A 25,651-nucleotide genomic window follows, 5' to 3' on the forward strand; every position below is an offset into this window, starting at 1 on the left:
CCGGCTTATTCCATCAGCGCCTCAAAAACGATAGTCGCGGCATTCGACACCGTTGTCTAGCCATCGTTGTCCTCCAAGCATGGCGCCGGCACAGCCATAGACATGACGATACGCGCAGTCGTTCCCCCAATGCAGGCTCGATATCTGGAGTTCCATGATGGCCACTCCCACTTTCAAACGTGTCTCGCTGGCGCAATTCCAACAGATCATCAAGCAGTTTGCCTTCACGCGCGCCATCGATGAGGTGCACATGCACCACACATGGCGCCCCCGCAGACAGGATTTTCGAGGCCACGAGACGATCGTGGGGATGTGGCGCCACCATACCCAGACCAACGGATGGGCCGACATCGCCCAGCACGTAACCATCGACCCGGAAGGGTTCATCTGGCTCGGCAGGAATTGGAACACCCCGCCAGCGAGCGCAGCCGGTCACAATGGCACCCGCAACCAGGGACCGTTCATGTTCGAGATGATCGGCGACTTCGATGCCGGCGTCGATCTCTTCGATGGACCGCAGAAGGAGACCACCCTGGGCGTGATCGACGCCGTGCTGCGCCATTTCAACCTGCCCGACCGGGCGCTGCGCTTTCACAACATGATGTCCTCGAAGTCTTGTCCTGGCGGTGCCATCCGCTACCCGCAGCTCCTCGCCGACCTCGCCGACTATCGCCTGCGCCACGCGAAGGACGAGGGGCCTTCGCCCCAAGGACGCGCGATTCGGCCGTTTCCGACTGAATCGGGATTCATCGTGGAGGAAGCCATTCAGTCCCTGCATCGATCCGACATGGGACTTACCGAATCCGCAGACGCCGAGCCGCACGACGGCAATGGGGCACATGGGCATTACGGCGGCTACCCGACATACGGGGCGCGAACTGACGGAGCCGCCAACGGACACACGTCTGCGTTCGAAAGCCCCGTACGCCCGCGCGACAGCCTGTCCAGCGCCGATCTGGCCCGGCTGCGCCCCCACGTGGTCAACCTGACCGCCGGGCGGTTTTCCCACAACGGGATGATGACCACCACGCCCGAGGACGTCGACGCGATATTCGGCGACCACCTGCCACGCGCCCTGCGGGAAGCCGGTGGACAGCCCGTCAAGATCCTGTTTTTTTCCCATGGCGGCCTGGTTTCCGAGTCAACCGGTCTCAAGATCGCTGCCCTGCAGATTCCGTGGTGGATAAGCAATGGCGTCTATCCCATCCACTTCGTCTGGGAGACCGGCCTTTTTCACTCGATTGCGCAATTGCTGCAACAGCGGCCGTCCACGCGCGGTCTGGATCCGAGAGACCTCACCGACCCCGTGCTGGAACAGATCGCGCGGCGCCTGGGCGGCATCAATATATGGGGCGCGATGAAAACCAACGCGCAGCGGTCAGTTGACCCTCCCACGAACGCGAATCCGACGGGCGGCGGCGCGCACTATGTCGCGAAAAAGCTCGGGGCCTTGTGCGACGACCATCCGGGCAAATTCGAACTGCATGCCGTCGGGCACAGCGCGGGTTCCATCTTTCATGCGCACTTCGTACCCACTGCGCGCCAACTTGGCGCTTCCCGATTCAAATCGCTGCAGTTCCTGGCCCCGGCCCTCGCCGTCGACGTATTCAAGGAACGCCTGCTTCCCCTCATTGGGAACGGCAGCCAGCACGCCGTCGAAGACCTCGCGGTCTTCACGATGACGCGCGAGTACGAGCGCAAGGATCATTGCGCCCGCATCTACGGCAAATCCCTGCTCTATCTGATTCATCACGCGCTTGAAGAGCGCTTCGATGCGCCGCTTTTAGGCCTGGAGGACAGCTTGCGGGATGACCCAGACCTCAGGCGGCTGTTCGGCCTGGGCACCACCACAAACGACGCCGCCAGAATCATCTGGTCGCCCAGTCCGGACAGCACGGGCCGCTACGCCAGCCGCGCCACCGCCCACGGCGATTTCGACAACGATGGGGCGACGATGAACAGCCTGCTGCGGCGCGTGCTGTCCAAGAACGATATCGATCCCATCGTCGACTTCCCCGCCGCGCGCGGGCCGTCCACGGCCGAATGGTCCTGGCTGGACGAGATCGACTGGCCCGACATCCTGCTTCCTTCTGGGCCACAAAAGCAAACCCATACCACAGAGATGGTGACCTACAACGATTCCTGGACACCCGCTCTCAGCCCACCGAAGGCCGTTTCATCGACCGGCGGCCGCCGGGTGGCGCTCTGTGTGGGAATTGATGCCTACCCCGACCCGGACGATCAGCTGGCTGGATGCGTCAACGATGCTCAGCTTTGGGGCCAGGCTCTCGGCAACCTGGGGTTCGAAACCGCGCTGTTGCTGGACGGCGGCGCGAGCCGCGCCGCGATAGAACATTCCCTCAGGCGGCTCATCGGCAATTCCCGGCCTGGCGACGTGCTCGTCTTTCATTACTCCGGTCATGGCACCCAGGTCGATGACTGGGACCGAGACGAAGACGACGGATTCGATGAAGCCCTGTGCCCGTTCGATTTCCGCACCGGCGCCCTGTTCCTGGACGATGACATCGCCCGCTTGCTGGCAGACCTGCCGCAAGGCGTCAACATGACGCTGTTCATCGATTCCTGCCATAGCGGGACCGTCACGCGGTTCGCCGTGGGCCCCGGAGGACGACTCCCACCGGGCACGCGTGCGCGGTATGCAAAGGCGACCGACGAGTTGCGGACGGCAAATCGACGGTTTCGTGCGGCATTGCGAGCCCCCCGTGCATTGAACGGGCGCGGGGAACAATCCCCCATGAACCACACGAAATTCTCCGCCTGCCGGGATGACCAGCAAGCGCTCGAAAGCAATGGCAACGGCGAATTCACGCGTAGGGCGCTGCAGATTCTGCAGGAGAGTGTCGCGGGCATGAATCACGCGCAATTCCAGGCCCGGCTGGAGAAATCGTTCGGGCCGAACTCCCGGCAAAATCCCCGCCTCGATTGTCCGCGGGGCATTGAAACGCATTTGCTGTTGCAACCCTTGGCCGACGCGGTGCAAGCCGGGCCCATACGGCAAATTCGGGAATTGGACACGACCGTCCAGGGCGTCCCCTCGATGGAAGCCATCCAACTGATGTCCCGGGCGATCCACGTCCTCGCGCAACACTGAGGACAGCCATGCCGTCTTCAATGTCGAACGGACACTACCAGATTGCGGCGGCGTTGATGCGCCGCCCCCCCATCCCCTACACCCGGACGAAGGACGACCCCTTGCATCGGCGGCTGCGGATCTATGCAGCAGATCCTTCGCTTCCAAAACTGGATGGCGCAATTACGACCGTCCAGGTGGACTACGAACCCTTGGCGCCGGGACCCGTGGGCGCGCTGTTTGAAGTGGATTGCAACGATCCCGGACAAGGCGAAACGTATCGAAGCGCCAATCTGGACGCTCCGGCCGTCCTATTGGCCGATGGCTACCCGCCGTCCATGTCGGACCCGCGTTTCCATCAGCAGATGGTCTACGCCGTGTGCAGCACGACCTACCGCAGCTTCAAGGACGCATTGGGCCGGAACCCGACCTGGGGCTTCGGCTCCGCGGACGCCGCGGCAAAACTTCGCTTGAGACCTCACTATGGCGATGACCGCAACGCGTACTACTGTAGCGAGCCGAGCCAGGGAGAACTGAGGTTCGGCTACTTTCGCGCCGAGGACGCGCCGCTCGACAACCGGTCGCTTCCTGGAGGCTATGTGTTTACCTGCCTATCGCACGACATCGTGGTGCATGAAGCCACGCATGCCCTGCTGGACGGGCTGCGTGCGCACTTCATGGAGCCCACCACTTCCGACGTGTTGGGCTTTCATGAGGGATTCGCCGATCTCGTCGCGATCTTCCAGCGGTTTCGTCATACCGAGGTGGTCACCCAGGCACTGCGCCAGTTTCGTGGGGCACCGGAAAAGTCCGAGTTGCTGACGCACCTGGCCACGCAGTTTGGCTACGCGACGGGGCGCAACGGCCCGCTTCGGCTTGCCATCGAACAAGATCCGACCAAACCCCTGCAATACGATGGGAGCTTGGGCCCTCATGCGCTGGGATCCGTGCTCCTCAGTGCGGTGTTCGAGGCCTATACGCAGGTATACCGGCGCAGGACCGAGCGGCTGATGAGATTGGCCACCAAGGGAACTGGTGTGCTGCCGCCGGGCGAACTGCCTTACGATCTGCTGGTGCTGCTTGCCGGCGCCGCCAGCAAGCTGGCGCGCCAGTTCCTGACCATCTGCGTCCGGGCCGTCGACTACTGTCCCCCGTCCGGCCTCACCTTTGGAGACTACCTACGCGCCTTGATCACTGCCGACTACGATCTGGTCCCCGACGATCCGTGGGACTATCGCGGCGCCCTGATAGACGCATTCCGCAGGCGCCGCATCTATCCGAGCTCGGCCTCTAGCCTGTCCGAAGACGCCCTCCTCTGGCGACCTCCGCGCATCGCCATGCCGAAGATCGAAGACATGGATATCGCGGCGCTTCGTCTGTCCGACGACACGGACACGGCCAAGCAGGTCGAGGAGCTGCTGACCCTGGCGCATGTTCTGGGAACGTACGTCACGCAGCCTGACCGTCTTCAGGAATTTGGACTCGCCCTGCCGGGGGACCCGCGATTGGACGGCGATCACGTTGACGCGCCCTGCGTGCAATCAATCCGCCCCGCCCGACGCGTCGCCCCCCAAGGACAGGTGGCCACGGACGTGGTCGTCGAGATCACGCAGGCGCGCCAGGTGGCTCCCCGGCCCGGACAGCCCGGCTTCGAGTTTCATGGAGGCGCGACCGTTATTCTCGGGACGGACGGCACGATCCGCTATTCAATCCTGAAAAGCGTGGTCAGTCCCAATGCCGTCCAGGACCGGCGGGCTTGGCTGGCCAGTCCGGCGGCACAGCCTACGTGGCGCGTCGAAGAGAACGCCTATCTGCGGCAACGCGATCTACTTCTGTCCTTGCACCGCCAGGACTAGTCCCCAGCACCCATGTGCACCTTCGTCTTGCACGCGACCATCCTTCCGGACGAGGCTCGTGCACGCGCGCAGCTTGGCATTGCCCGCAGCGGCGCCTATCCGCAATCGCAGGTGGTCGGCGCGGACGCGTTCTCAGCGTGCTGAGCAACTCGTTCAGCCAGCAGCAGGTCGCCACCCTGTACGACGCCATGAACCAGTACCGCGTCGTGCTGGAGCTGGACCCGCGCTACACCGAAGACCCCGAAGTCCTGGAGCAGGTGCATGTGGTGGCGGCGGACGGCAGCCGCGTCCCGCTGACCGCCTTCGCCACCTACGACAACGGGCTGGTCAACGACCGCGTCTACCACGACGGCCTCTTCGCGGCCGTGTGGGTGGGCTTTTCGTTGGCCCCGGGCGTGTCGCTGGAACAGGGGCTGGCCGCCATCGACGCCGCCATGGCGAAACTGATGGTGCCCTCGCACATCCAGACCCGGCTGGGCGGCGATGCCCGCAATTTCCAGCAAAGCCTGCAGGACCAGCCTTGGCTGATCCTGGCTGTGCTGGTCGGCATCGTCATGAAAAACGCCATCCTGATGATCGACTTCGCCCTCAGTCTGGAGCGCCGCGAAAACCGGACCCCCGAACAGGCCATCCACCGCGCCGCCCTGCTGCGCCTGCGGCCCATCGTCATGACCAACCTGGCCGGCCTGCTCGGCGCCTTGCCGCTGGTGCTGGGCATGGGCGAAGGCTCTGAACTGCGCCGCCCGCTCGGCGTCGCCATCGTGGGCGGGTTGATGATCAGCCAGTTCCTGACCTTGTACACGACGCCGATTGTGTATCTGGCGTTGGAGCGGCTGCGCCTGCGATTCGGGTCGGCGTGGCGGCGGCGAGCGCCGCGCTGACGGGCGCCGGCGCGACGGGCGCGGAACCGCCGCCCAGGACGCGCATCTCAATAATTTACAATTTGTGGCGGACGTGATCACCGATGACCGGTCACCGTCCGGACTCCACCCACGCAGAACCTATGACCACGCAGAAAATCGGCTACCTCGAATTCAGATACGGCGCCAACCCGAAGCGCCGCACCGCCAACGTCGGCGACAGCATCCAGTCCATCGCCGTGCGACGCTTGCTCAAACGCCTGGGCGTCGACGACGCCAACATGGTCGGCATCGATCGCGATTCCCTGCGCAACTACGATGGCGCGCCGGTCAAGCTCATCATGAACGGCTGTTTCCACGAGGGCTGCTTCCCCCTGTCCCCCCAGATCGAGCCTGTTTTCTTCGGCTTCAACGCCGAAAGCGAATCGGTCGTCGCCGACAACAAGGCGCTGTTTCGCAAGCACCAGCCCATCGGCTGCCGGGACAACGCCACCAAACGCCTGTTCGACAAGCATCGCATCGCGGCCTTCGTGACGGGCTGCGCGACGCTCACCCTCGACCGGCGCGAACATGCCGTGGAAGGCGGCAAGCCGGTCATTGCGTTCGGGGCGGGATCCGGCGTGCTGCAGCAAAAGCTGCTGGAGAACATTCCCAAACCCATCCTGGAACGCGCGCGCCTCATCTACCAGCGCGAGCCAGTCAGCGAGATCCCGCTGAGCGACGCGTCGGTCGCCAAGATGGACGATTTGGCGCAGTCCTATCTGGACATCTACAAGAACGAGGCGTCCATCGTCGTGACGCCGCTGCTGCACGTTGCCAGTCCCTGCATCGCCATGGGCATTCCGGTCGTGCTGGCGCGGCGCGACCGGGACGACCGGTTTACGGCGATCGACCGGCTGCTTCCGGTGTATACGCCCGCCGAGTTCTCATCCATCGACTGGCAAGTGCGGACCCTGAACGTCGAGGAACTGAAAGCCGCCATGGTGAACGTGGCGCGCCAACTGCTGCAGGACGCCCCGCCCGCGCAGAGCGATCTCGACGTCCTGGCCACGCGCTACGGCGCGCCCCCGTTGCTGCAGCCGCCCCACGTCTCGTCTCCTGGCTGGCGACTGCGCAAACTCTTCGGCCGGCGCTGACCGGCACGCCCGCCGGCGATGGCCCGATCCGGCGGGCCGCCTGGCCAAAAAACGTTTTGCTGGCACCGGCGGAAAAAGCTCAATAGAATCGATTGGCATGCGGACGCAAGCCCGTTCGCCCCGGCCGCTCGCGGATCCCCGGATCCCGCGCGTGGCCGGCGCGCACCGGCCGCTCCCCCGCCGGCACAGGCGCCGCCTTGGCGCCCGCGCCAGGCAATCCGGCATCCATGCCGCGCGGCAACATCGGGCCGCACGACTTGGGTCGTTGCAGTTAGGCTTTTGACAGACCTGGTGCCCAATGTGGCCGATGACTGGTTCGAATCGACTGCTGCTGACCGGCGTGCTCTGCCTCGGCGGTTGCGTGCAAGTGGGGCCGGACTTCGAGCCTCAGCGGGTCGCTTGGTCCGACCAATGGGACACCCCAGCGCTGCAACAGGCCACCGCAGCCGGCGCCCAGCCCGATGCCCGCGAGTGGTGGCGCATCTTTGACGACCCCATCCTCGAATCGCTGATCGCACAGGCCGACGCGCACAATCCCGGCGTGCAGGTGGCCGGCCTGCAGATCATGGAGGCGCGCGCGCAGCTTGGCATTGCCCGCAGCGGCGCCTATCCGCAAACCCAGGTCATCGGCGCGGATGCGTTCTACCAGCGCCGCTCGTCCCGGTCCGCCGAGGGCAATCCCCGGCCCAGCAGTTTCTGGCAATACAGCGCGGGGTTCGACATCGGCTGGGAACTCGATTTCTGGGGCCGCTTCAGCCGCGCCATCGAATCCGCCGACGCGGCGTACTTCGCGTCCGAGGCCAACCGCGAGGACGTGCTGGTGCTGCTGCACGCGCAGGTGGCCGACAGCTACTATGCGCTGCGCACGACCGAGGCGCGGCTGCGCATCGCCCGCGACAACGCGGCCATCCAGAAGCGCAGCTACGAGATCACCGAGCGCCTGTTCAACAGCGGCGAAACCGACGAGCTGGACCTGCAGCAGGCGCGCACCCAGTATCTCGGCACGCTTGGCACCATCCCCGAGTTCGAAAGCCAGATCGCCCGCACCCGCAACGCGCTCGCCGTGCTGGTGGGCAAGCCGCCCGGCCCGATGCCGGAATTGCCGGACCTGGCGGCGCAGGAAGCGGTCATCCCGCTGATCGACCGGGCGGTCCTGCAGGACGTGCCTGCCAACCTGCTGCTGCGACGTCCCGACATCCGGGCCGCGGAGCTGCGGATCGCGGCGCAGTCCGCGCAGGTGGGCGTGGCCAAGGCGGACCTCTACCCGTCGCTGACCCTGTTGGGCAGCATCGTCTGGACCGCCACGTCGCTGGCCGGCACTTCCGGCGCCTCGGCGCTGCTGGGCGGCCCCAGCCTGACCTGGAACGTGTTCGACCACGGCCGGATCACCAACACGGTGCGGGTGCAGGACGCCCGGTTGCAACAGCTCATCGTCGTCTACCAGGACGCCGTGCGCCAGGCGGCGCGGGAAGCGGACGATGCGGCCACGGGGCTGATCAAGTCCCTGGAACGCGACGGCATCCTGTATGACGCGGCGCTGGCGGCCAAGCGCTCGCTGACGCTGGCCAACGCCCTGTACCGCGAGGGCTATTCCGACTTCCAGCGGGTGCTCGATGCCCAGCGCGCCCTGGCCACGCAGCAGGACACCTATCTGGTGAACCGGGGCAATGCCGTGCGTGACCTGATCGCGCTGTACAAGGCCCTGGGCGGCGGCTGGCACAGCGACCAGCCGCTGCTGGATCCGGCCACACGAGAGCAGATGCAGCAACGCACCAACTGGGGCGACCTGCTGTCCGACGCCGGACGGCCAACGCCCGTTTCCGCGCGCCCCCCGACACCGAGGCGATCCCCATGACTAGTCCCAGGTCCGCGGCGTCCGCGCCCTCGTCGGCCAGATCCGCCACACCCGCCCCGCCCGAACCGCCCGCCGCCCCGCCGCCGCCCGCGGATCCGGCCAGGAAGGGCATCCGCTGGGTGCTGCTGGTGATCGTCCTGAGCCTGGTCTGGTATCTGCTGGCCGACCGCTACACGCCCTATACGCAGCAGGCGCGCGTGGAGGCTTTCGTGGTGCCGGTGGCCTCGGAGGTATCGGGCCGCGTCGCCAAGGTGCACGTGCGCAACAACCAGGACGTGGCGGCGGGCGCGGTGCTGTTCGACGTCGACCCGGAGCAGTACCGGATCGCCCTGGACCGCGCACGGGCCGACCTGGACGCCACGCGCCGCCAGATCGGCGCCAGCACGGCGGGCATCGATTCGGCGCAGGCTTCGCTGCGCGCCGCGCAGGCCAATGAGGTGCGGGCGCGGCAGGACAGCACCCGCCTCGAACGCCTGTACCGCGAAGACCGGGGCACGATCTCGCTGCGCCGGCTGGAGATTGCGCACGCGAACCTGGCGCAGGCGGTGGCCCAGGTCGCGGCGGCGCGCGCCGAGGTCCAGCGCGCGCGCGAACAGGAAGGCGGCAGCGAGGAAGACAACGCCAAGCTGCGCAGCGCGGCCGCGGCGGTCGAGAAGGCCGAACTGGATCTGGCCAACACGCAGGTGCGCGCCCGCGCGGCGGGCCTGGTCACGGACCTGCGCACCGATGCGGGCCAGTTCGCGGCCGCGGGCAAGCCGGTGATGACGCTGATCGCCATCCACGACGTGTGGATCAACGCCGACATGACGGAGAACAATCTGGGCCATGTCGAACCGGGCACGCCCGTGGCCATCATCCTCGATGCATTGCCCGGACGGGTCTTCGAAGGCCGGGTGCGCAGCGTGGGCTACGGCGTGAGCGTGGGCGCCGCCACGCCGCCAGGCAGCCTGCCCACCGTGCAGAACAGCCGCGACTGGCTGCGACCGGCGCAGCGCTTTCCGGTCGCCATCGACCTCGATCCCGGGCAGCTCCCGTCCCTGCGCGGCATCCGGGTCGGCGGCCAGGCCGAAGTCATGGCGTTTCCCCGGCCCGGCAATCCGCTCAACCCGCTGGGCCGCGTGTACCTGCGGCTGATGAGCTGGCTTTCCTATGCCTACTGACGCCCCGCCCTTTCCCCGCGATCCCCGCGGCCAGCGCGCCATGCGCCTGGGGGTCGGGACGGCGCTCTGCCTGGCCGTCAGTTTCGGCCTGGACATGCCGATCCCGATGGTCGCGCCGGTGCTCGGGGTCTTTCTGCTGGCGCAGATGAACCGGCCGTTGTCCCTGAAGGCCGGCCTGGGGCTGGCGCTGGTGGCAATGTTCACCACTGGCACCGGCCTGCTGCTGATCCCCTTGCTGCGCTACTATCCGGCCGGCGGCGTGCTGCTCGTCGGCCTGTGCCTGTTCCTTGCGTTCCGGCATGGCTTGCGCGGCGGCAACAATCTGGTGTCCACCTTTCTCATCATCGGCCTGACCATGATTTCCGCGGCGGGCACCTTCGACTTCGGCCTGGCCGTGACGGTGATCGAGGCGCTGGTCAAGGGTCTGCTCCTGGCCGCGCTGGTGCTGGGCGTGTGCCACGCGCTGTTTCCCGAGCCGCCCGGCGTGCCGGCGCCGCCGCCCGCCCCCGTCCTGCCCGCGGCCGAGGCGACCCGCATGGCCTTGCGCGCGGCGCTGGTGGTGCTGCCGGCCTTCCTGCTGGCGCTGACCGATCCGCTGGGCTACATGCCCATCATCCTGAAAGCGGTCGGCCTGGGCCGCCAGAGCTGCGTCACCGCCGCGCACGGCGCCGCCCGCGAGATCCTGGGATCGACGCTGCTGGCGGGCGTGCTGGCCGTGGCGTTCTGGGCCGCGCTGCGGCCCTTTCCCAGCCTGTGGATGTACTTCCTGTGGATGTTGCTTTTCGCCCTGGTGATTGCGCGCAAGCTCTATCGGCTGAGTCCCACGCCCCATGCGCCCAGCTTCTGGCTGAACACGCTGGTCACGCTGATCATCCTGCTGGGCCAGTCGGTGCAGGACAGCATCGCCGGCAAAGACGTCTACACGGCGTTCGCCGTGCGCATGGGGCTGTTCATCGCCGTCACGCTGTATGCCTGCCTGATGCTGCAGTTGCTGGAACCCCGGCCGCGCGCGCCGCGCCAGTCCCGGTTTTCGTTCCGCCGACCGTTCACACGACTCAAAAGGAGCCCGCCATGACTACCCAAGACATGCCCACCCCACCCGCGCCGGCGATGGGCTGGCGCTTCAAATGCGGAATCGGATTGTTCATCCTGGCGTTCGCGCTGTGGTTCCTGATCCCCGTCGGCGCCGCCATGGACATTCCCGGCACACGCATCGCCGCGCTGACCGGGGCCATCTTCATCGCCAACAAAGTCCTGCTGATCACCTGCATCGCCGTGATGGGCAAAGAGGGATTCCAGCAGCTCAAGGCCATCATCGGCGGCCACGCGAAAAAGCTCGCGCCCGTGCAGAAGGTGGGGCCGGTGCGCCACGCCATCGGGCTGGTGATGTTCATCCTGCCCCTCCTGACCTCGATGCTGGAGCCCTACGTGGACCAGATCTGGCCGGGGCTGCGGCCGAATCTGTGGCAGGCGCAGTTGCTGGGCGACGCCATGCTGGTCGCCAGCTTTTTCGTGCTGGGCGGCGACTTCTGGAGCAAACTGCGCGCGCTGTTCGTGCGGTCGGTGTAGCGGCGCGAGCCCGCACCGCCCTGGCGCGCAGCCCCTGCGCTTAGCTCCTGCGCTTAGCCCCTCGCCCCGCCGCCGTCCTGGTCCGGCGCCCGCGGCGCGGCGGTCAGCCGCCGCGCCATGAATTCCAGGAACTCCTTGGCCAGCGGCGGCAGGGTGCGGCCCTGCAGCGTCACCGCCTGGATGCTGCGCTGGCGCATTTCCGGATTGCTGAACGGCACTGCCGCCAGCGCCGCGCCCTGCGGATCGCCCATCAGCGTCAGGTAGCCGGACAGCGCGACGATCCGGCTGCCCGGCAGCATGGGCAGGAAGGCCGCGGAATGATTGGATACGTAGGCCGGCTCGATGTGCAGGCCGGCGTTGGCGCAGGCCGTGTCAAACAGCTGCCGCACCGTGGTGCCCTGGTCGCCCAGCGACAGCGGCACGTCCGCGAGATCCCGCAGGCTGATCGTGCGCCGGCTGGCGAGCGGGTGCTGGCGGCACATGACCGCGTACACCGGCGCGCGGGTCAGCAGCTCGGTCTTCAGCCGGTCGTCCTGCCCGACCGTGTAGCGCAGCGCGATCTGCGACAGGCCCTCCAGGATCAGGCGCGTGACCTCGTCCGGACGCTCCACATGCAGATGAAAGCGCGCCTCGGGGCGAAGCTGTTTGAAATCGGCCATGCACATCGGCATGAAACGGTGCGCGAACCCTTCCGTGCAGGCCAGTCGGATCGTCACGTCGCCCAAGGCGCTGCGCCGCCGGATGTCGGTGGTGACGCGCTCGGCCTCCAGGGCGGCGGCCTGGGCATAGGCCGCGAGTTGGCGGCCCGCTTCGCTCAGCGTCATGCCGCGCGCCTGCCGCTCGAAGAGCACGATGCCCAGGCTGTCCTCCAGCTTGGCGATCTGGCGGCTGACGGCCGACGCGGCGACATGCTGCGCTGCCGCCGCGCCCGCGATCGAGCCGCAGCGGGCCACTTCCAGGAAATATCTGAGACTCAGGGAAATCACGGATGCCTCGGTATGGGATGCCTTTATGGCAACGCTAAAGTGCGAATTATCTAATTGTGGCACGCGACGAAGCGTAATAACTTTGTGCCTCCCCACCGCACGAAGAACCGCCGTGACCCGCGAACAAGCCATCCTCCAAGCCGTACAAGCCTATGACAGCGGCGCCCTGCAGTCCGCGCTGGCGCGCCGCGTCGCCTACGCGACCGAAAGCGAAGTGCCCGAGCAGGCCCCCGCCCAGCACGCCTACCTGAACGACGAGCTGGTCCCGCTGCTGTCGGCACTGGGCTTTGCCTGTGACGTCCACGCCAATCCGGCCGGCGTCGATCTGCCGATCCTGGTGGCGCGCCGCATCGAGGCGCCCGGATTGCCGACCGTCCTGATGTACGGCCACGGCGACGTGGTGCGCGGCAACGCCGCCAAATGGGCAGCCGGCCGCGACCCCTGGCGCCTGCAGGTCGACGGCGACCGCTGGTACGGACGCGGCACGGCCGACAACAAGGGTCAGCATTCAATCAACCTGGAGGCCCTGGCCCGAACGCTCGCCGCGCGCGGCGGCGCGTTGGGATTCAACACCACCTGGCTCATCGAGACCGGCGAGGAAGCCGGTTCGCCCGGCCTGGCCGCCTTCTGCGAGGCGCAGCGCGACCTCCTGGCCGCCGACGTCTTCATCGCCAGCGACGGGCCGCGCCTGCATGCCGAACGGCCGACGCTGTTCATGGGTTCGCGCGGCGCCGTGAATTTCGAACTGAAAGTGCGGGCGCGCGAACGCGGCTACCACTCGGGCAACTGGGGCGGGCTGCTGTCCAATCCGGCCATCCGGCTCATGCACGCGATCGGCTCGCTGGTCGACGCCCAGGGCCGCATCGCCGTGCCCGGCCTGCGCCCGCCGCCCATCCCCGAGGCGGTCGCCGCCGCGCTCGCCGACCTGGACGTGGGCGGCGGCGAAGACGATCCCGAGATCAACGCATGGTGGGGCGAACCCGGCCTGTCCGCGCCCGAAAAGGTGTTCGGCTGGAACAGCCTGGACGTGCTGACCTTCGGCGCGGGCGATCCGGCCAAGCCCGTGAACGCCATCCCGCCGGAAGCCGTGGCCTGGTGCCAGTTGCGCTTTGTGGTGGGCACCGACTGGCACGCGCTGCGCACCCACGTCGCCGAGCACCTGCGCCAGGGAGGTTTCGACGACGTCGAGATCCGCGTCGGCATGCAGGCGGGCGCGACCCGCCTGTCGCCCGACAGCCCGTGGGTGCGCTGGGCCGCCGCATCGCTGCAACGCACCACCGGCAAGCGGCCGGCGCTGCTGCCCAACCTGGGCGGCTCGCTGCCCAACGACATCTTCGCCGACCAGCTCGGCCTGCCCACCCTGTGGGTGCCCCACTCCTATCCCGCGTGCGCGCAGCATGCGCCCAACGAGCATCTGCTGGGCAGCGTCGCCCGCGAGGGCCTGGCCATCATGGCGGGCCTCTTCTGGGACCTGGGCGACCAGGGCAGCTCAGTACGAGATTCCGTACGCGATTCGGCAAGCGATTCCGTAAGCGATTCCCTACGCGAGCCTGCCGCCGCCTCCTCTTCCGCCAACGCCTGACCCTGACCGAGCCTTCCCATGACCGCTAGATTCTGCACCGCCCTGTTGGCGTTTACGCTTGCCGCCGCCGCCCATCCCGGCGACGCCCATGCCGCGTACCCGGACCAGGCCATCAAGATCGTCGTGCCCTTCACGCCGGGCGGCGCCACCGATGCCGTGGCGCGCCTGCTTGCCACGCGCCTGTCGGGCAAGCTGGGCCAGCCCGTCATTGTGGAAAACCGCCCTGGCGCGTCCACGGTCATCGGCGCCGACGCGGTGGCGCGCGCCAAGCCCGACGGCTACACGCTGATGCTCTCCGGCAGCACCACCTACACCGTGCTGCCGGCGCTCAAGCCGTCGCTGCCCTACGATCCCGTGCGCAGCTTTGAACACATCGGCATTGTCGCCATGGCGCCCATCGTGCTGCTGGCGCAGAACGCGGTGCCCGCGACCACCCTGCAGGAGGCCGCGGCGCTCGCCCGCGAGCAAAGCGCCAAAGGCGGGCTGATGTATGGCACCTTCGGCCCCGGCTCGGCCCCCCACCTGGCCGGCGAGATGTTCGCGCAGGCCGCGGGCGCCAAGATGATGCCTGTGCCGTACAAGGGCAGCGCGCAACTCGTCACCGCATTGATCGGCGGCGAGGTCGCGCTGGGCGTGGACACGGTGTCCTCGGCCGCCCCGCAGGCGCGCGCCGGCAAGCTCCGCGCGCTGGCGGTCTCTGGCGATCGCCGCGTGCCGCAACTGCCCGACGTGCCGACGTTTGCCGAGGCCGGCATGGCGGACGCGGCGTTCGTCGGCTGGTATGGATTGGTCGCGCCCGCGCAAACGCCGGCCCCGGTGGTGGATACGCTGAACCGCGCCGTCGCCGAGGTCATGCAGGACGAGCAAGTGCGCAAGACCGTGTCGGACCTGTCGCTGGACCCCGTGTTCCTGCCCGGCCAGGCGTTCCGCGACCAGATCGCCAAGGAAGTCGGCACCTTTACCGCTGTCGCGGCGCGCGCGGGCATTACGCTGGATTGACCCGCGCACGAGGCGCGCGGCCGCAGCCCTGCCCCGGCCGTCATGGCGACGGCAACGGGTTCAGTTCGGATTGATGCGGCTGATCTTGGAGCCTTGCAGCCCCATCCCGGCCATCAGGCCCTGTTCGCCGAACGGCACGGCGTACACGTCCTGCGTCAGCGTGGTGGTCGTGATGCTGGCGGCATAGCCCTGGTCCACCACCACCAGGCTGGGCCCTGCGCCCAGCGACCAGCCATCGCTCTGGTCCAGGTAGGCCATCGCCGCCTCGTTCATGAAGAAGAGCGCGTAGCTGAACTGCTGCGCGCCGGCCTGGAATCCGAAAGACAGGGCCGAAATCGAGTAAAACCCCTCGACTTGCCCGCGGCGGATCAGCGCGCCTTCGCCGCGCTCGCCGCCCACCAGCAGCCCCCCCTTGATGATGCTGGGAAACACCAGCACCCCGACGGCCTTGTCGCCCAGCTCGCGCGTGCGCGGCGCCTGGGCGTAGAGCTGCTCCAGCGCGGCCAGCGAATCGGCGCTGAGCTCCGCCGCCGAGGCCGCGTGCGCGGGCGGCGACACCCAGGCCAGGGCCGAAAACGTCAAAAGGCTGGCGCAAAGCCAGCCCAGAAACTTCACAGGCAACACGGACGCGCGGTTCATACGGCCCCCCGGGGTAAGGAGGGCGAGCGCCGGTTGCGCTCGCCCGACCTGCCAACGCAGTATTCGCAGCCGCCACGTCGGTGTCAATGGTCCTTCCTTACCCGTGCTGCCGCGCCCTCATACCTTGGGCGGTGTCGTCTCCCGCTCAGGATGGCGGTGCTTGCCCAGCGCTTCAATGAACGCCTTGGGCGCCTCGCCGTCCAGCAGCAGGCCGCCGTCATTCGGGTCCGGATCGATGCCCGCCGCGGCGAACACCTGCACGCCGTCCCCGACGCCCATCAGCGTCTTGCCGTGGCGATAGGCGTCGCGCAGGAATTCCAGCGCCCGCCCGTCCGCCGCAAGACTCGCCATGGCCGCCGCCCCGCCGGGCACGACCGCGCCGTCGAACAGCCCCGACGGGTGATTGTCCAGCGAGGCGTCCGCGTCAAAGCTGCCGCCGTCGGCCGCCTGCACGGGGCCGATGCGCTGGCCCACCAGCCGAACGACGGCGCCCGCCTGGATGAGGGCATCGGCCACGGCGGACACCGCCTTGCCATCCACGCCTTCAGCCGCCAGGATGGCCACCTTGCGCGTCGCCACGCCGCCATCCCCGGGTCGCGCGGTCAACGACAGCGTCGGCGACACCTCGACTTCGGACTTGGGCGGATTCGGCATTGCGCGCGGCATCGGATCGGGCAGAGGCATGCCCAGTTGCTGCGCCACGCCCTGCGCCAGCTCGTCGGACACATTGCGCAGCGACGACACCATGCGCGCCCGGATCTGCGGCACCGTCACCTTGCTCAGTTCAAACGCAAAGGCATCGACGATGTGCTGCCGTTCCCATGCGGTCTGGCTGTTGTAGAACAGCGTGGCCTGGTTGTAGTGCTCGGCGAATTTCTCCGGATGCCCGCGCAGCTCATCGCTCGTCACCGGCTCCGGGAACGACACGAACCCGTCCATGCCCGCCTGGAACGGACAGCCGCCGGCCAGGGAATTGGGCTCATACGCCACCCGGCCGCGATGGATGGTCTGACGGTGCATGCCGTCGCGCTGGTTGTTGTGCACCGGTGCCAGCGGCGCGTTGATCGGGATCTCGTGGAAGTTCGGGCCGCCCAGACGCGAGATCTGCGTGTCGACATAGGAATGGATGCGGCCAGCCAGCAGAGGATCATTGGTGAAGTCCACACCGGGCACCACATGCGCGGCGCAGAACGCCACCTGCTCGGTCTCGGCGAAGAAGTTGTCGGGATTGCGGTCCAGCACCATGCGCCCGATGGGCACGACCGGCACCAGTTCCTCGGGCACGATCTTGGTGGCATCCAGCACGTCGAAACTGAAGCCTTCGGCCTGGTCGTCGGTGAACACCTGGACGCCAAGCTCCCATTGCGGACCGTGGCCGGCGTCGATCGCCTCCCACAGGTCGCGCCGGTGATAGTCGGGATCGGCGCCCGACACCTTGACCGCTTCGTTCCACACCTGCGAATGCGTGCCCAGGATGGGATTCCAATGGAACTTCACCAGCCGCGATTCGCCCTGGGCGTTCACAAAGCGGAAGGTATGCACGCCAAAGCCCTGCATCATGCGGTAGCTGCGCGGAATCGCCCGGTCCGACATCACCCACATCAGCATGTGGGTCGATTCGGGCATGAGCGACACGAAATCCCAGAAGGTGTCGTGCGCGGACGCCGCCTGGGGCATGCCATGGTGTGGTTCGGGCTTGACCGCGTGGACCAGGTCCGGGAACTTCATCGCGTCCTGGATGAAGAACACCGGCATGTTGTTGCCCACCAAGTCCCAGTTGCCCTCGTCCGTATAGAACTTCACGGCAAAGCCCCGGACGTCGCGCGCGGTGTCCTTGGACCCGCGTTCGCCCGCCACCGTGGAGAAGCGCACGAACACCGGCGTGCGCTTGCCCGCTTCGGCGAACAGCGACGCGGCGGTCAGGTCGGTGAGCGGCTTGTAGCACTCGAAGTACCCATGGGCGGCCGAACCGCGCGCGTGCACGATGCGCTCGGGGATCCGCTCATGGTCGAAATGCGTGATCTTCTCGCGCAGGATGAAGTCCTTGAGCAGCGCGGGTCCGCGCAGCCCGGCCTTGAGCGAATGCTGGTTGTCGCTGACCCGCACGCCCTGGTTCGTGGTCAGTTCCTGGCCGCTGGCGTCCGCGCGCACGCGGGGCAACGTGCCGTCGACCTGATTCACGCCGGGCGTGGCCGCGTCCCCGGTCTTGGCCGAGGTCTCGCTTTCGGACAGCGAGCTCGCGCTCACGGCCGGGTCGACCGCGCCGACGTGCGCGCCCGCGTAGGGACAGCGCGCCGCCTCTTCGCCATACTCGGCCTCCTTGTTCGTGTTGTGGGGCATGGCGCCCGCCGTGGCGCCCACGGCCGCCGCGCGCTTGAGCGCGGGATGCGAGGGCTTGCCGGCCGGCCCGCTGGCGGGGCCGCTGTCGGTGTTCATGTATGCGGTATCGAGCGCGCCGCCCGATCCACCCTTGCCTGGCTTCTTGCTTGCCATGAGTCGTTCTCCTTAATGGGCCAGCATCGAATCGCGCGCCTGTTCGGCACGGGATGCGCCAATGGCGGTTTCCACCTTCTTGACCTCTTCGGGCGGCGGCAGCACGGCCGGAAAGCCGAGCGATTCGATCCACAGCTCGCGGGACCAGCCCTGCGTGTGATAGAGGTGATGGTCCTCGTCGGTCGCCACGGCGTCATAGGCCTGCTTGAGGATCTTGGCCTGCTCGCCCGACTGCTGCTCGGCGATCAGGCCGATCAGCGACCAGTTGGCGTGGTCCTTGGTTTCGGCCAGCACCACGCATTCGGTCGCGACCAGCTGGGCGGCCTGCGCATCGCCCGCGCTCAGCGCCATCTTCATGGCCCGCACGAGCGATTCGCCCATATGCCGCACCACGTCGCGGCCCGGCGAACTGGCTTGCGGGTCCAGCTTGAGCTGCTCGAACACGGTCATCAGCACGCGGCGATGCGTCCGCGTTTCTTCCAGATAGCCCAGCCATTCCTTCTTCAGGTCTTCATTGACGGCACAGGTCACCGCAGTCTCGTAGATCGCGAGGCCGCCGATTTCCGTCTCCAGGGCCTGGTACAGCAGTTCCTTGATTTGTGCGGCGTTTCCGGCTTTGCGTTTCATGGTGGCGCTCCTTTGTGTTGGGTCATCGCTTGGGGTCATCACCGGGGCCATCGCCTGGGCCGTCGCGTGGACCTTCGGCCATCGGCATGGCAACGATCAACCCGGCTGAAGGCGCGTATTCAGCAACTGCCGTTCCTGCTTGCCGCGGCGGCCGCGCGCGCGCCCGCAGGCGCATCGCCCCGGCCCGCCGGGCCAGGCACCGTGAAAAAAATACAAAGTCCCGGCGCACGGGTCGCGCCGCCGATTCCCGTAGAATCGGGGTCATTACCCACCACCGCGCAAAGGCGCCGACCCACCCGGCCGGCGCCGAGAACCGCGCATGACTGCAGCCGCATGCCCATGAATGACTTCATCGCCATCGCGATGGCCCTGCTGCTGATCTACGCCGGCATGGCCTGCCTGGCCCTGGCGGCGCCCCGCCACTACGACCAGGTCTGGACGCGCGATCCCCGCGCCGGCCACACGCGCGTGCTGCGCGGGGCCGGCGTATTGCTCCTGGGCCTGGCCATCCTGCCCTGCGTGGGGCTGTGGGGCGACACGCACGGCATGGTGGCCTGGCTGGGCTGGCTGTCGGCGGGCGCGCTGCTGTGGATCGGCAAGCTCTCGTGGGCGCCGCATCCGGCGGCCACCGCCGCGGCCCTGGCGGTGGCGATATCGCTGGTGGGCGTCGGCATCGGTTTTTGACCCGGCGGCGGCCATCGCGCCGCGCCTGCACGCGCCGTGTTGCGCGAATTCGCAGCCGCATGCAGGCGTTTGACGCGGGTCAATCCGCGCGCATATCCGCCCATCCCTTTCCGAATTCAGCACCATATGTGGTGGTAGAGTTTTCGCACTCCACTACATATGGTGCCAACAATGGAAATCCAACACATCCTCAAGCGCGACGGCCGCGTCGTTGCATTCGATAGCGAGAAGATCGCGCAGGCCATGGCGGCGGCGGGCCAGAGCACGGGGGAGTTGGACCTGGAAGGCGCCCGGGCGCTGACCGGCCCGGTGATCGCGGCGCTGGCCGGCAACGTCTGCCCTGGCGTCGAAACCATCCAGAACCGCGTAGAGGAAGCCCTGGTCCAGGCCGGCCACTGGCGCACGGCGCGCGCCTATATCGTGTACCGCGAACAGCACGCCCGCCTGCGCGCGCTGCGCCACACGCTGGTGGACGTCGAAAGCGCCATGGAAGAGTACCTGGAGCAGCGCGACTGGCGCGTCAATGCCAACGCCAACCAGGGCTACAGCCTGGGCGGCCTGATCCTGAACGTGGCGGGCAAGGTCACCGCCAACTACTGGCTGTCGAACGTCTTCACGCCCGAGGCCGGGCAGGCGCACCGCGAAGGCGACATCCACATCCATGACCTGGACATGCTCAGCGGCTACTGCGCCGGCTGGTCGCTGCGCCAGTTGCTGACCGAAGGCTTCAACGGCATCCCGGGCAAAGTCGAGTCCACGCCCCCGAAGCACATGTCGGCCGCCATCGGCCAGATCGTGAACTTCCTGGGCACGCTGCAGAACGAATGGGCCGGCGCGCAGGCGTTCAGCTCGTTCGACACCTACATGGCGCCCTTCATCCGCCGCGACGCCATGACCTACGCGGACGTAAAGCAATCCATCCAGGAACTGATCTTCAACCTGAACGTGCCCAGCCGCTGGGGCACGCAGACGCCGTTCACCAATCTCACGTTCGACTGGACCTGCCCGGCCGACCTGAAGGACCAGATCCCCTATGTGGGCGGCGAGGAAATGCCCTTCTCCTACGGCGAGCTGCAGGCTGAGATGGACATGATCAACCGCGCCTACATCGAGGTCATGATGGCGGGCGACGCGAAGGGCCGCGTGTTCACCTTTCCGATCCCCACCTACAACATCACGCCCGACTTCGACTGGGACCACCCCAACTCCGAACGCCTTTTCGAAATGACGGCGCGCTATGGGCTGCCCTACTTCCAGAATTTCCTGAATTCCGACCTGGAGCCGCACATGGTGCGCTCCATGTGCTGCCGCCTGCAGCTCGACCTGCGCGAACTCCTCAAGCGCGGCAACGGCCTGTTCGGCTCGGCCGAGCAGACCGGCTCGGTCGGCGTGGTCACCGTGAACTGCGCCCGCCTGGGCTACACCTGCCGGGGCGACGAGGCGCTGCTGATGGAACGCCTGGACTACCTGCTGGGACTGGGCCGCGACGTGCTCGAAACCAAGCGCAAGGTGGTGCAGCGCTACATCGACCAGGGCCTGTATCCCTACACCCGCCGCTACCTGGGCACGCTGCGCAACCACTTCAGCACGCTGGGCGTGAACGGCATCAACGAGATGATCCGCAACTTCACGGGCGACGCCGACGACGTCACCACGCCAGCCGGCCACGCATTCGCCGTGCGCCTGCTGGACCGCGTGCGCCAGCGCATGACCGAGTTCCAGGAAGAAACCGGCCACCTCTACAACCTGGAAGCCACGCCGGCCGAAGGCACCACCTACCGCTTCGCGCGCGAAGACCGCAAGCGCTACCCCGGCATCCTGCAGGCCGGCACCGACGCCCAGCCCTACTACACCAACTCCAGCCAGTTGCCGGTGGGCTACACGGACGATCCCTTCCACGCGCTGCAACTGCAGGAAGCGCTGCAAGGCAAGTACACCGGCGGCACGGTGCTGCACCTGTACATGAACGAAGCGGTGTCGTCCGCCCAGGCCTGCAAGCAGCTCGTGCGCCGCGCGCTCAGCAACTTCCGGCTGCCCTACATCACGGTCACGCCGACGTTCTCGATCTGCCCCCATCACGGTTACCTGGCCGGGCATCACGAGTTCTGCCCCAAGTGCGATGCGGAACTGCTGGCCAAACAATCGGCGTGCTGCGCCCCGGCCTAGCCACGCCCTCACCCGGGCCGGCGCGCGACCCTCGCGGCGCGCGCCGGCCTCCATCCCGCCGGACCTGCGCCCGGCATCCCTACCAAGGAAATCCTATGCAAACCTTGACCGCCCCCAACGCCGCCTCTGCGCCCGCCGTCCAGCTGGACGACAGCCAGCGCGTGCGCTGCGAAGTCTGGACCCGAGTGATGGGCTATCACCGCCCGGTCTCTTCTTTCAACACCGGCAAACAGGGCGAATTCAATGAACGCCGCTTCTTCGTCGAACGCAGTGCCTGAAGGCGCTTCGCCCAAAGGCGCCGGCCCCGCCACGCAGGCCGTGCGCCGGCTGGCGGACCGGCCGGCCTATGCCGCGCCGCCCCAGCCGGTCATCCAGCCCCTGCCCCGGCACTCAGCCGCCGTGGGCGGGCTGGTGCCCTTTTCCACCGTGGACTGGCCCGGCCAGCTTGCCGCGGTGGTGTTCATCTCGGGCTGCCCGTGGCGCTGCCACTACTGCCACAACACCGAACTGCAGACGCGCGCCGCCCGCTACGACTGGCGCGAGGTCCGTGCGTTCCTCGAAACCCGCAAAGGCCTCCTGGACGCGGTGGTGTTTTCCGGCGGCGAGCCGCTCAGCGAACCGCGCCTGCCCGCCATGATCCGCGACGTCAAGCGCATGGGATATCGCGTGGGCCTGCACACGGCGGGCATCTATCCGCTGCGGCTGGCGGACGTGCTGCGCCACCTGGACTGGGTGGGCATGGACATCAAGGCCGATGCCAAAGGCTATGACGACATCACGGGCCGCCGCGATTCGCAGCGCCCGGCGCTGGCATGCCTGACCCAGTTGCTGTCGGCCGGGGCCGACTTCGAGTGCCGCATCACCTGGCACCCCGACTGGCTGGACGAAGCGCGCCTCCTGGCATTGGCGCGCGAACTCGCCCGCCGGGGCGTGCGCCGCTTTGCGGTGCAGGCGGCGCGCAGCGGCCCCTGCACGCCGGCCGCGCGGGCCTTGAGCACCGCCGCGCAGGCCGAGTTGCGCCAGGCTTTCCAGGAATTCGCCTATCGCTGAGCCAGGTACGCGGACAGCGTGGCGTGGAACCGAGGCGACACCACGGCGCCGACATTGCAGCGGGACCACGGCGACACGGCCGTGGGATCGACGCTGAACACACGCCCCGGCGCCATGATGACCTTTTCGGCCATCAGCGCCTCGGCCATCGTCAAGGAGTCTTCGACGCCCGGAAACGACGACCACAGATAAAGCGAACTCGTCGGCCGGGTGAACACGCGCGCGCCCAGCGCGTCCAGCACCTGCAAGGCCTGTCCGGTCGCGGCCTCCAGCCGCTGGCGCAGGCGCACCAGATGCCGCTCGTAGTGGCCTTCGCGCAGCATCACGTCCACCATGCGCTCGCAGTACTCCGAGCTGCTGACGTGCACCAGCGCCTTCAGGTCCGCCAGATCGCTGGCCAGCGCCGCATTGCAGGCAATGAACCCCACGCGCAGCGCCGCCGAGAAGGACTTCGAGAAGCTGCCGATGTAGATCGTCCGCTCAAGCTGGTCCAGCGCCGACAGCCGGACGGACGACGTCGGCTTGAAATCCGCCAGCGGATCGTTTTCGACCAGCATCAGGTTGTAGCGCTCGGACAATTGCAGGACCTTGTAGGCCTTGGCCGGGGAAATGTCCGAGCCGGTCGGGTTATGCGCGATCGACTGCGTGAAGAACAGGCGTGGCTTTTCGCGCTGCAACAACGCTTCCAGCGCGGCCAGGTCGGGACCGTCCGGCAGGCGCGGCACGCCCAGCATCCTCACCCCGGCCAGCTTCAGTTTGCCAAAGAGCGGGTAATAGCCGGGGTTGTCCACCAACACGGTCGAGCCGGGGGGCAGGAAATACCGGATCACCAGATCCATCGCCTCGTTCGCGCCATGCGTGAGCACGAGCTGCGAGGGCGCCGCGCTGATGCCCACGTCGCCCAGCTTGCGCACCAGGCTTTCGCGCAGCGGCGCATAGCCGAAGCGGCTTCCGTAACGGAACAAGGCGCCCAGCCCCGTGCGCACCACCTTCTGGTGATAGCGGTCCATGCGCATGTCGGCCAGCCACTCCACCGGCGGAAAGCCATCGCCCACCGCCACCGCGTCGGGCTGGGTCTTGAGCTGTTCGCGCATGAGCCAGACGATGTCCATCGCCCGGCTTAACTGCCCGGGCTCTTCGTCCGCCGCCGGGCCCGCATGCTTGACGTCCAGCACATAAAAGCCCGAACCGCGCCGCGGCTCCACCAGTCCGCGCGCCACCAGCAGTTCAAAGGCCACCACCACCGTGTTCTTGGCATAGCGGTGCAGTTGCGCCAACTCGCGCAAGGAGGGCAGCTTGTCGCCCGCGCGATAGACGCCATCGGCAATCTGCTGGCCGATCAGGTTGGCCAGGCTCTCGGCGATGGGCGCCGCGCGTTGCGGCCTGCCGGGCGGTTTGGCTGGTTCCACGCGAACTCCCCGTTTGTTCATTGCCAAAATTGGTGCAGTGCGATGGTACTGTTTGCCCAAACTGTACCTCTCAATGGCGGTACAGTTTACCTAGAATCGGGCCACTCGATTTCTATACGGAGACATGCCATCGTGGCCGATTCACGCCTGCCCAACTTCCGGGCCCTCACCCCCGCCCAACGTCTCGCCGCCATCGCGGACGCCGCCTCGCTCACGGCCGAAGAGCGGCAATTGCTTGCCGCGCCCGGCGCCCTGGGCCTGGCCCGCGCCGACGGCATGATCGAAAACGTGCTGGGCACGTTCGAGCTGCCGTTGGGCGTGGCGGGCAACTTCCAGGTCAACGGGCGCGACGTGCTGGTGCCCATGGCGGTGGAGGAGCCGTCCGTGGTGGCGGCCGCCTCGTACATGGCCAAGCTGGCGCGCGAATGCGGCGGCTTCGAGACGTCCAGCACCCGACCGCTGATGCGCGCGCAGGTGCAGGTCCTGGGCCTGACCGACCCGCATGGCGCGCGCCTGGCCCTGCTGCGCGAGCGCGAACGCATCCTGACGCGGGCCAACAGCCGCGACAAGGTGCTGATCGAACTGGGCGGCGGCTGCCAGGACATCGAGGTCCACGTCTTCCCGGACACGCCGCGCGGCCCGATGATCGTGATGCACCTGATCGTCGACGTGCGCGACGCCATGGGCGCCAACACCGTCAACACCATGGCCGAGGCCGTGGCCCCGCTGGTCGAGGAAATCGTCGGCGGGTCGGTGCGCCTGCGCATCCTGTCCAACCTGGCCGACCTGCGCCTGGCCCGCGCCCGCGTGCGCCTGACGCCGCAGGCGCTGGACACGAAGGACCGCAGCGGCGCCGAGATCATCGAAGGCGTGCTGGACGCATACACGTTCGCCGCCATCGACCCGTACCGCGCCGCCACGCACAACAAGGGCATCATGAACGGCATCGACCCCATCATCGTGGCCACCGGCAACGACTGGCGCGCGGTCGAGGCCGGCGCGCATGCCTACGCCAGCCGCTCGGGCCGCTACACGTCCCTCACCCATTGGGAGAAGGACACGTCGGGCGCGCTGGTCGGCACCATTGAAATGCCGATGCCCGTCGGTCTGGTGGGCGGCGCCACCAAGACGCATCCGCTGGCGCGCCTGGCGCTCAAGATCATGGACGTGCGCTCGGCGCAGGAACTGGGCGAAGTCGCCGTGGCCGTCGGCCTGGCGCAAAACCTGGGCGCGCTGCGCGCACTGGCCACCGAAGGCATCCAGCGCGGCCACATGGCGCTGCATGCCCGCAACATCGCGCTGGTGGCGGGCGCAACCGGCGCGGAGATCGACGAGGTCGCCAAGCGCATGGCCGCGGAGCAGGACGTCCGCACCGACCGCGCGCTGGCTTTGCTGGAGGAACTGCGCGCTTCCCGATAATTCCGCCGGACAAGAACCCGAGGCGGCGCCGGAGATTCCCGCGCGCCGCCCGCAGACCTAGGAGAGAGAC

Annotated in this window: 19 protein-coding genes and 1 pseudogene; 15 read left to right on the plus strand and 5 right to left on the minus strand. The window is 67.6% G+C overall.

What is annotated here, in order from left to right; all coding sequences use genetic code 11:
* Nucleotides 1-154: 154 nt before the first annotated feature.
* The 8 genes and pseudogenes from BMW75_RS07730 (at nucleotide 155) to BMW75_RS07765 (ending at nucleotide 11,527) form a co-directional block, all read left to right on the plus strand.
* Nucleotides 155-3,112, plus strand: coding sequence for a caspase family protein (locus BMW75_RS07730; protein WP_092578303.1), 2,958 nt, complete (start codon nucleotides 155-157; stop codon nucleotides 3,110-3,112).
* Between the two features lie 8 nt (nucleotides 3,113-3,120).
* Complete coding sequence (locus BMW75_RS07735) at nucleotides 3,121-4,947, plus strand: gluzincin family metallopeptidase (RefSeq protein ID WP_139208503.1); 1,827 nt, start codon at nucleotides 3,121-3,123, stop codon at nucleotides 4,945-4,947.
* A 128-nt stretch (nucleotides 4,948-5,075) separates the two neighbouring features.
* A pseudogene (locus tag BMW75_RS07740) lies at nucleotides 5,076-5,828 on the plus strand (efflux RND transporter permease subunit); the annotation flags it as partial.
* Nucleotides 5,829-5,950: 122 nt separating this feature from the next.
* Nucleotides 5,951-6,943 (plus strand): glycosyltransferase family protein, encoded by a 993-nt coding sequence (locus tag BMW75_RS07745; RefSeq protein WP_092578307.1) that lies wholly within the window; start codon nucleotides 5,951-5,953, stop codon nucleotides 6,941-6,943.
* Between the two features lie 298 nt (nucleotides 6,944-7,241).
* Nucleotides 7,242-8,798, plus strand: a complete 1,557-nt coding sequence (locus BMW75_RS07750) for an efflux transporter outer membrane subunit (protein WP_092578309.1) — start codon at nucleotides 7,242-7,244, stop codon at nucleotides 8,796-8,798.
* Nucleotides 8,795-9,958, plus strand: coding sequence for an HlyD family secretion protein (locus BMW75_RS07755; protein WP_092578311.1), 1,164 nt, complete (start codon nucleotides 8,795-8,797; stop codon nucleotides 9,956-9,958). The genes BMW75_RS07750 and BMW75_RS07755 overlap by 4 nt, the downstream gene beginning before the upstream one ends.
* A complete protein-coding gene (locus tag BMW75_RS07760) occupies nucleotides 9,948-11,033 on the plus strand; it encodes a DUF2955 domain-containing protein (protein ID WP_092578313.1) in 1,086 nt (361 codons plus the stop codon). Before BMW75_RS07755 ends, BMW75_RS07760 begins: the two co-directional genes overlap by 11 nt.
* Complete coding sequence (locus BMW75_RS07765) at nucleotides 11,030-11,527, plus strand: transporter suffix domain-containing protein (RefSeq protein ID WP_139208504.1); 498 nt, start codon at nucleotides 11,030-11,032, stop codon at nucleotides 11,525-11,527. Before BMW75_RS07760 ends, BMW75_RS07765 begins: the two co-directional genes overlap by 4 nt.
* Nucleotides 11,528-11,580: 53 nt before the next feature.
* Here the strand turns inward: BMW75_RS07765 and BMW75_RS07770 are convergent, their stop codons facing one another.
* A complete protein-coding gene (locus BMW75_RS07770) occupies nucleotides 11,581-12,513 on the minus strand; it encodes a LysR family transcriptional regulator (RefSeq protein ID WP_076520620.1) in 933 nt (310 codons plus the stop codon).
* Between the two features lie 112 nt (nucleotides 12,514-12,625).
* Between BMW75_RS07770 and BMW75_RS07775 the strand changes: the two genes are divergently transcribed.
* Both BMW75_RS07775 and BMW75_RS07780 read left to right on the plus strand, forming a co-directional pair.
* Complete coding sequence (locus tag BMW75_RS07775) at nucleotides 12,626-14,095, plus strand: M20 family metallopeptidase (RefSeq protein ID WP_092578315.1); 1,470 nt, start codon at nucleotides 12,626-12,628, stop codon at nucleotides 14,093-14,095.
* A gap of 18 nt (nucleotides 14,096-14,113) precedes the next feature.
* Nucleotides 14,114-15,094, plus strand: a complete 981-nt coding sequence (locus BMW75_RS07780; protein ID WP_092578317.1) for a Bug family tripartite tricarboxylate transporter substrate binding protein — start codon at nucleotides 14,114-14,116, stop codon at nucleotides 15,092-15,094.
* 60 nt (nucleotides 15,095-15,154) lie between these two features.
* Here the strand turns inward: BMW75_RS07780 and BMW75_RS07785 are convergent, their stop codons facing one another.
* The 3 genes from BMW75_RS07785 to BMW75_RS07795 form a co-directional block, all read right to left on the minus strand.
* Nucleotides 15,155-15,733, minus strand: a complete 579-nt coding sequence (locus BMW75_RS07785) for a lipid-binding SYLF domain-containing protein (protein ID WP_092578319.1) — start codon at nucleotides 15,731-15,733, stop codon at nucleotides 15,155-15,157.
* Between the two features lie 117 nt (nucleotides 15,734-15,850).
* Entirely contained in the window at nucleotides 15,851-18,226 is a 2,376-nt protein-coding gene (locus tag BMW75_RS07790; RefSeq protein WP_092578321.1) for a catalase, read from the minus strand.
* A gap of 12 nt (nucleotides 18,227-18,238) precedes the next feature.
* Entirely contained in the window at nucleotides 18,239-18,853 is a 615-nt protein-coding gene (locus BMW75_RS07795; protein ID WP_092578323.1) for a hypothetical protein, read from the minus strand.
* 333 nt (nucleotides 18,854-19,186) lie between these two features.
* Here BMW75_RS07795 and BMW75_RS07800 point away from each other — a divergent pair, with 333 nt between their 5' ends.
* The 4 genes from BMW75_RS07800 to BMW75_RS07815 all read left to right on the plus strand — a co-directional run bounded on the left by BMW75_RS07800 (nucleotide 19,187) and on the right by BMW75_RS07815 (nucleotide 22,753).
* Nucleotides 19,187-19,537, plus strand: a complete 351-nt coding sequence (locus BMW75_RS07800) for a DUF3325 domain-containing protein (RefSeq protein ID WP_092578325.1) — start codon at nucleotides 19,187-19,189, stop codon at nucleotides 19,535-19,537.
* A 171-nt stretch (nucleotides 19,538-19,708) separates the two neighbouring features.
* Complete coding sequence (locus tag BMW75_RS07805) at nucleotides 19,709-21,703, plus strand: ribonucleoside triphosphate reductase (protein WP_092578327.1); 1,995 nt, start codon at nucleotides 19,709-19,711, stop codon at nucleotides 21,701-21,703.
* Nucleotides 21,704-21,798: 95 nt separating this feature from the next.
* A complete protein-coding gene (gene nrdD / locus BMW75_RS07810; protein ID WP_092578329.1) occupies nucleotides 21,799-21,981 on the plus strand; it encodes an anaerobic ribonucleoside-triphosphate reductase in 183 nt (60 codons plus the stop codon).
* Nucleotides 21,947-22,753 carry an anaerobic ribonucleoside-triphosphate reductase activating protein gene (locus tag BMW75_RS07815; RefSeq protein ID WP_175493121.1) on the plus strand — a complete coding sequence of 269 codons (807 nt, stop codon included), beginning with the start codon at nucleotides 21,947-21,949 and terminating at the stop codon, nucleotides 22,751-22,753. Before nrdD ends, BMW75_RS07815 begins: the two co-directional genes overlap by 35 nt.
* On the opposite strand, the gene BMW75_RS07820 is transcribed toward BMW75_RS07815, so the two are convergent.
* On the minus strand, nucleotides 22,744-24,162 hold the full coding sequence (locus BMW75_RS07820; protein WP_254791955.1) for an aminotransferase-like domain-containing protein: 1,419 nt from the start codon (nucleotides 24,160-24,162) through the stop codon (nucleotides 22,744-22,746). The genes BMW75_RS07815 and BMW75_RS07820 overlap by 10 nt on opposite strands.
* A gap of 129 nt (nucleotides 24,163-24,291) precedes the next feature.
* On the opposite strand from BMW75_RS07820, the gene BMW75_RS07825 reads away from it, so the two are divergent.
* Nucleotides 24,292-25,581: a hydroxymethylglutaryl-CoA reductase, degradative gene (locus BMW75_RS07825; RefSeq protein ID WP_092578617.1), complete on the plus strand. Its 1,290-nt coding sequence runs from the start codon at nucleotides 24,292-24,294 to the stop codon at nucleotides 25,579-25,581.
* Nucleotides 25,582-25,651 lie beyond the last annotated feature (70 nt).

The sequence above is a fragment of the Achromobacter sp. NFACC18-2 genome, from assembly GCF_900108985.1.
GTDB lineage: Bacteria > Pseudomonadota > Gammaproteobacteria > Burkholderiales > Burkholderiaceae_B > Achromobacter.